This is a genomic window from Microcoleus sp. M2_D5, from assembly GCF_036701935.1.
Lineage (GTDB): Bacteria > Cyanobacteriota > Cyanobacteriia > Cyanobacteriales > Microcoleaceae > Microcoleus.
The window spans coordinates 96975-103544 of record NZ_JAUBRP010000017.1 but is presented as its reverse complement, the minus strand read 5'-3'; the positions used below and the strand labels follow the sequence as shown (position 1 = coordinate 103544).

General features: G+C 45.5%; 5 protein-coding genes. All 5 read right to left on the bottom strand.

All coding sequences use genetic code 11. From position 1 onward, the window contains the following. Positions 1 to 259: 259 nt before the first annotated feature. The 5 genes from QUA50_RS10145 to QUA50_RS10125 all read right to left on the bottom strand — a co-directional run bounded on the left by QUA50_RS10145 (position 260) and on the right by QUA50_RS10125 (position 6420). Positions 260 to 1669, bottom strand: coding sequence for a cation:proton antiporter (locus QUA50_RS10145; RefSeq protein WP_333262673.1), 1410 nt, complete (start codon positions 1667 to 1669; stop codon positions 260 to 262). A 189-nt stretch (positions 1670 to 1858) separates the two neighbouring features. Then, positions 1859 to 2632: a 1-(5-phosphoribosyl)-5-[(5-phosphoribosylamino)methylideneamino]imidazole-4-carboxamide isomerase gene (hisA, locus tag QUA50_RS10140; RefSeq protein ID WP_333246068.1), complete on the bottom strand. Its 774-nt coding sequence runs from the start codon at positions 2630 to 2632 to the stop codon at positions 1859 to 1861. 131 nt (positions 2633 to 2763) lie between these two features. Then, positions 2764 to 3441, bottom strand: a complete 678-nt coding sequence (locus QUA50_RS10135; RefSeq protein ID WP_333262670.1) for a TIGR02117 family protein — start codon at positions 3439 to 3441, stop codon at positions 2764 to 2766. 14 nt (positions 3442 to 3455) lie between these two features. Then, entirely contained in the window at positions 3456 to 4658 is a 1203-nt protein-coding gene (locus QUA50_RS10130; protein WP_333262667.1) for a glycoside hydrolase family 10 protein, read from the bottom strand. A 322-nt stretch (positions 4659 to 4980) separates the two neighbouring features. Continuing rightward, positions 4981 to 6420, bottom strand: a complete 1440-nt coding sequence (locus QUA50_RS10125; protein ID WP_333262665.1) for an amidohydrolase — start codon at positions 6418 to 6420, stop codon at positions 4981 to 4983. Positions 6421 to 6570 lie beyond the last annotated feature (150 nt).

Below are 6570 nucleotides of genomic sequence, written 5' to 3'. Positions count from 1 at the left end.
GGACGCCCATCCCACAATAAAAAAGGGCAATTATTTAATTTGACGATCCTAAGCTCAGTCAAAACCGCACTCAGGCCGATCGACAAAATGTGTCAAACCCACTGCTAGAAAGTTTAGATCCGGCTGCTGTGGTGTTTGTGTGAAAATGCAACATAACCTGGAGGCGAATGAGTAGCAAGGGAGACGATCGCCGCAAAGTGATTCAATACCAGCAGATCGCCCCCAACTACCTCAAAACCGACTTAATATCACCCGCTAATCAAACGATTTGCTCGCTAGAAGGTTCCCCGCTAGCAGGAGGCTCTACCGTATCACCAAAGGCAACCCGCAGAAAAGGCGGAGCCAAAAAAGTCGTCAGAATCACCATGATAATAATCGAGACTTCTAACGGTTTATCCAAAATCCCACTCGCGGAACCGATACCGGCAAAAACTAACCCGACTTCGCCCCGAGGAATCATCCCCACTCCGATCGCCAATCGATTGATTCCCGGCAGACCAAACACCACCCAACCTGTTACGAGCTTGCCCAAAATAGCAATTACAATCAAGAAAGCAGCAATCAAGAGACCAGCCCGATTATCCGGTACTGTTGGGTTCAAAACCCCCAAATCCGCCCGAGCTCCCACCGTCACAAAAAAGATGGGAACCAGGAAATCCGCAATGGGTTTCACCAATTCATCCAACTCGTTGCGGGCATCGCTTTCATCCAACACCAAACCAGCCGCAAACGCACCCAAAATCGCTTCGAGATGAATTGCGTTGCCCAGAAAAGCCATGAAGAAAGCAAAGATAAATGCCGGGATGACTATATTGCCGCGAGTTTTGAGTTTCTCCACCACCGCAGTAAAGCTTTTGTTGAAGATGCCGCCCAACAGAATAGAACCCAACAGAAACGCAGTTGCACTGACAATCAAATAGATGACATTAACAACATCAATTTCACCGGTTTTCGCTAAACTGGCAACAACAGCCAGGACAATAATTCCCAGCACATCATCAATCACCGCCGCACCGACAATGATTTGACCTTCTTTAGATTTGAGTTGTCCTAATTCCGACAAAACTTTAGATGTAATTCCGATGCTGGTTGCCGTCAAAGCAGCCCCTGCAAAAATCGCCGGAATCGCCGCCGTGTGGAAAATTATCATCAAGCCCCCAGTACCGGCGGCAAAGGGAACTGCCACGCCCACACAAGCGACAACGACGGCTTGAACCCCCACTTCTTTTAGTTGTCTGATATCCGACTCTAAGCCAATTTCAAACAGCAGAATAATCACGCCTAATTCAGCCAGCACTGAAATGACTTCACTCTGCGATTCAAACACACTCGTGAGGGCGGCAGGAGACAGATGATTAATCGATTGCACAACTGTCATAATCCCTGAGTCAGAGGCTGACAGCCCTGCTTCGGGAAAAATGACCAGGTGTAAAGCAGATACGCCAACAATTACCCCTGCTACAAGTTCACCCAAAACCGGCGGAAAATCGAACTTTTTAGCCGCTTCCGCGCCTAATTTACTGGCGAGATAAATCACTACCAAAGTGAGCAAAACTCCGCTGAGGACGATCGGCGAATTTTCTGCCTCGACTGTTGCTAACAAGGGTATGGGAGCAACTAGGGATGCCATCCCAGAACTTAAAGCTGTAATTGTATGGTTCAAAAACATGGTTACGATGATGGTAAGAAATACGATTCTACGGTGACTGTTGACTGATGACTGTTGACTGATGACTAATGACTGATGACTAATGACTGATGGCTAATGACTGATGGCTAATGACTGTTGACTGTTGACTGTGAGTCGGAAAATTGATAAATGTTACATATTGGGTAGCCAGTTAACTCGACATGATTATCAAGCAAAGCTTGAAGAACCCAAATCTGGCGGTACATCCTGCCACCGCCCTTGTCCGACTGCTTGAATTGCTTCTTTTAGCAAGATATCGCCGGTATAAATTGCCCTACCGACGATCGCACTTTTGACACCAATTGGTTCCAAAGCCAGCAAACTCAACAAATCGGCGATCGAACTAACGCCACCGGAAGCAATCACCGGAATCGAAATAGCATTAGCAATTTCGCGTAAAGAGTCCAAATTCGGCCCTTCCATAGTACCGTCACGGTGAATGTCGGTGTAAATAATTTCAGCCGCCCCTAACTCTGCCATTTTTTGCGCCAATTCTGTCGCTAAAACTTCCGAAGTTTCTAGCCAGCCTCTAGTAGCAACTTTACCATTTCTGGCGTCGATGCCGACCAGAATTCGATCGGGAAATTCGGCGGACAATTCGCCGACTAATTGCGGTTGTTCGACGGCGACAGTGCCGAGAATAACGCGGCGGACGCCTAAATTGAGGATACCAGCAACCGAGGCGCGATCGCGCATTCCCCCACCTACTTGACAAGGAACGTCTACTGATCGGACGATCGCTTCAATGGCTGCTTGGTTGACTGGATGACCGGCTTTAGCGCCGTCGAGGTCTACTAAATGCAGCATTGTCGCGCCTTCATTTACCCACTGTCTCGCGACTTCGACGGGGTTGTCGTTAAAAGTTTGAGACTTCGCGTAGTCTCCCTGATACAATCTGACGCATTTTCCATCCAATAAGTCGATCGCTGGAATTACATTCATGATTTTTGCTCAAATTGCTAATTATACCAGTTAAAAAACACAATGCAACTTTAAAATTCCACCCATACATAATCATTCATTATATATTTTATCAACTCAAGTAAAACATTATTACCATTCGTTAATACCATTTATTTTTGACATTCGCAGGCGCTATTTAAATGAAACATAATCGCCGCCGAAAGCGTTGACCATAAAGGAGTATTTACATCGGCTTTTTGCAAAGCTTCTGCCGTCCAGTCGTTGCAAGTTTTTAAAATAGAGTAACTGCCTTTTGCTTCATAAAAACTATCGCTGTTGTCGTACCCGTAGCTAATTTTAATTTTATTACCTGCTGCGTCTAATTGAAATGAATTTTTAATAAACTTTACCACTTTAAGATAATTTTTGCCGCTAATTTTCACACATTTGGTTTCTATACTTTGGGGAAAAACCCGATAATTTTGAACGTGTAGGGTAGACGGAGTAGGGAGAAATAGAGCTTTGAAAGCTGTAACTGGGTTGATACTTGCTGATGTGGGAGTTTCCAACATAAAAGCTCGATCTCCCCAGCCAAAAGACAAATATTTATAATCAGAATTCGCATCCCGCCCTATTTCTGTTAGCGGTAAAAATTGATTCCAGTCAAAATACTCATTTTTAACTGGAACAATGATTTCGGTGTGAATGCCTCGGCTGGAAATGTATAGAGAGATAGTGCAATCTGCTTGCGAGTAATTTCCCCACTTTGTGGGAGTGAGATAGCCAATTGTTAGGAAAGCGCTTAAAAATAAGATGACAATTCCTAAGCGCTGTATGATTTTTCTCATTTTCACCGTGGGTTTCAAATTCTGGCTTCTGAGGGCGGGCGCTGCATCTTTGTGGGAAAGAATTCTTGCAAGGCAGAATTGCGCTGTTCGGGGGTTTCCTTCGCCCAATTCGACAAACTTTCGTAGAAAAAGAACGACACGCCAGCGAAATCTCTTTTTCGCACTTCTTGCACTTGTTCTTGAATTTGTTTGAGGGGAACAGAATTATTTTTAAGACCTGTCAAAATGCCGATCGCAGTTGGAATATTAAGTTTAGCAAGTTTAACTTCTTCCCGTTCCAGTTCTGCACTAAAACGCTTGATATCGCTGCGATAAACCTGCAACACAATTTCGTCGATGTAGCCGCGTCTTTCCCAGGTAAACCAGTCCTGCAAGTGGGCGGGCAAAGAAAAGTGAAAAGGGTTGGGAGATAAGCTGACAATACATTTTTGTTTGCGGGATTTGATGGCGCGGGAAACTCGTCCCACGAAGTCGTTGATTTTGTCAGCGCGCCAGCGCACCCAGAAGGTTTCGCGGGGGTCGTCGGAGGGAGGACTTTTGATTTGTTGTTGATACATTGACACTGTTAACGGTTCGTAGCCAAATTCTACGGGCAAGCCGAAATGGTCGTCAAATTGAATGCCATCTATATCATAATTATCGACAATTTCTATAATTAAATCTGAGATGAATTGCTGGACTTCGGGATGAAAGGGATTCAGCCAAACTCGATCGTGTTTGCCTTCTTTCCAAATAGTTGAACCGTCGCGCCGCTGCGCCAGCCACTCTGGGTGAAGTGTGGCTAATTCCGATTCGGCGGGAGCCATGAAACCAAACTCAAACCAGGGGATTACTGCTATACCTTTTTGGTGGGATTGTGCTATAATTTCTTTGAGGATGTCTCGGTCTTTCAATCCTGGCGATGGGTCTATCGACTGTCCGAATACTCGTTGGGCTGCCGCGCTCGGATAAAGCGTATAGCCTCCTTGCCAAACCGTCGGATATATGGTATTAAAATTGAGTTTGTCCAGTCGATTTACAGCGTCAATGATGTTGTTGCGGGAGAAGATAACGTCGCTGTCAATGTTCGTCAGCCAGACGCCGCGCAATTCGGTTGTTGGGGTTGTGGGCGGGGTTTGAGCTAACAGACGCGGGGATAATATGGCGGAGGAGGTAAGGGCGATCGTAAAAACAACTATTAAAGCCAGTATCCGCTGCCATTTGTGCAGTTTAATCATCAATTTGTCGCAAATATTATTGTAAGAGTTCTATTTTACCTCACCAAATAGCACCATTCTCAGCAACAGGCTTTTCGGCCTGTTCCACAAGAGTGAATTTTTTTCTTGTGGGGAGTAGGGTTGGGCTTCTAGCCCGCCCTTAAAAAGCTTATTCAAAATGATGCAATATCTCAGTTTAACCTCATAGGTTGCACCATTCTCAATTAGCCTTTTCTGAACAGGCTTTCCGGCCTGTTCCACAAAGAGTGAATTTTCTCGCTTCACAGGCCGGAAAGCCTGTTAAGCGAGAATGGTGCAAGATGTGAGTTTTACCCTACTAAGACTAACCTTGCAATTTCATCACTTGGCGGTAATGGGCCTCAATCTCGCTCACCGTTTGCGATTGACGCTTGCTATTCCACTCGCTGCGATCGAATAATTCCCGCCTCAAAGCATCAACATCGATCGTTTTAACCTTACCTTCGGCGACAATTTGCTTGCCGTTTACCCAAACGCTGTCTACCGCATTAGTCGGGCGCCCCAATATTAGTAAACCAATCGGATCGGTGCGCGGCAGCAATGATAAACTGGTTAAATCATACAGCACAAAATCTGCTTTTTTCCCCACTGTCAGCGAACCCATTTCATCAGCAAGATTCAAGCCTTTTGCTCCTCCCAGGGATGCCATTTCTACAGACTGGCGCGGTGTAATCCATTGGCGGTAATCCAAATCGGTGATATTGTGCAAAATCGAACCAATTTTAATGGCTTCCAGCAAATCTTGAGAGTCATTGCTAGCAGCGCCGTCGCAGCCAAAAGATACGTTGACTCCCGCTTGACGGTATTTCAAAATCGGTGCAATCCCGCTTCCCAGGCGCAAGTTGCTGAGGGGATTGTGTACGACTGTCGCTCCAGTTTCTGCCATAATCGCAATGTCGGAATCGTCCAGCCAAACGCAGTGCGCTAAGGAAGTTCGGGGACTCAAATAACCAATTTTTTGCAGGTGTTCGACAGCGCTACAGCCGTATTTTTCGCAAGCTAACTGTTTTTGAGCGGGAGTTTCCAAGAGGTGGGCGTGCCGACAAAGATTGTAGCGATCGCTCAAATCGATGCAGCCTTCAAACAAAGCATCAGAACACAGTTGAATTCCCGTCGGCGCCAATAATATATTAACACCTTTTTCGGAATTGTGAAACTGTTTTATGGCTGTTTCCATTAACTCCAAAGTTGCTTTTGTCGATCGAATGTAAGCTGCGTGTTCGATGCCGCTATCGCCAGAAGGCATTCCCGCCGTCAGGGATTCATCTTGAATTAACGGCCCGATAAAAGCGCGGATACCGATTTCTTGATAAGCGCGAACTGCTGCGGCGATTGTCTCTAATTCTTGCCCCGGAATCAAAACTAAATGATCGACTACGCTTGTACCGCCCGACAGCAATGTTTCTACCGCAGTTCCCAAGGCACTCAAATAAACTTGTTCGGGATCGAGAGGCGTAAAATCGTATAATTCGGCAATCCACAACTCCAGCGGCAAAGGGGGAATAATGCCCCGCTGCCACATTTCTGAAGAGTGAGTGTGGGCGTTGACAAAACCGGGCAGCAGCAGCTTATTTTTTCCGTTAATAACTGTTTGACTCCCCCTATTCCCCCCTTGGTAAGAGGGCGAATTAAACGGGGGGTTATTGGGCCCGATCGCACTTATGCAATTATCCACCACTTGCACATCTGCGGTTTCATAACCGCTCTCTACCGGAATTAAAGCATTTTGAATTGTAAAGCTCATAAATTTACCCTTTTTGTCAAGTTACATTTATTTTTATTTTATGATTTCCAGGCGCTAACATTAGCGATCGCCTGTAATAAAGTTAATAAATCCTAAAATTTATAAAAAAGTTGCCAGGGATACTTAATTAGTATAGCAAAGATTTAAGAT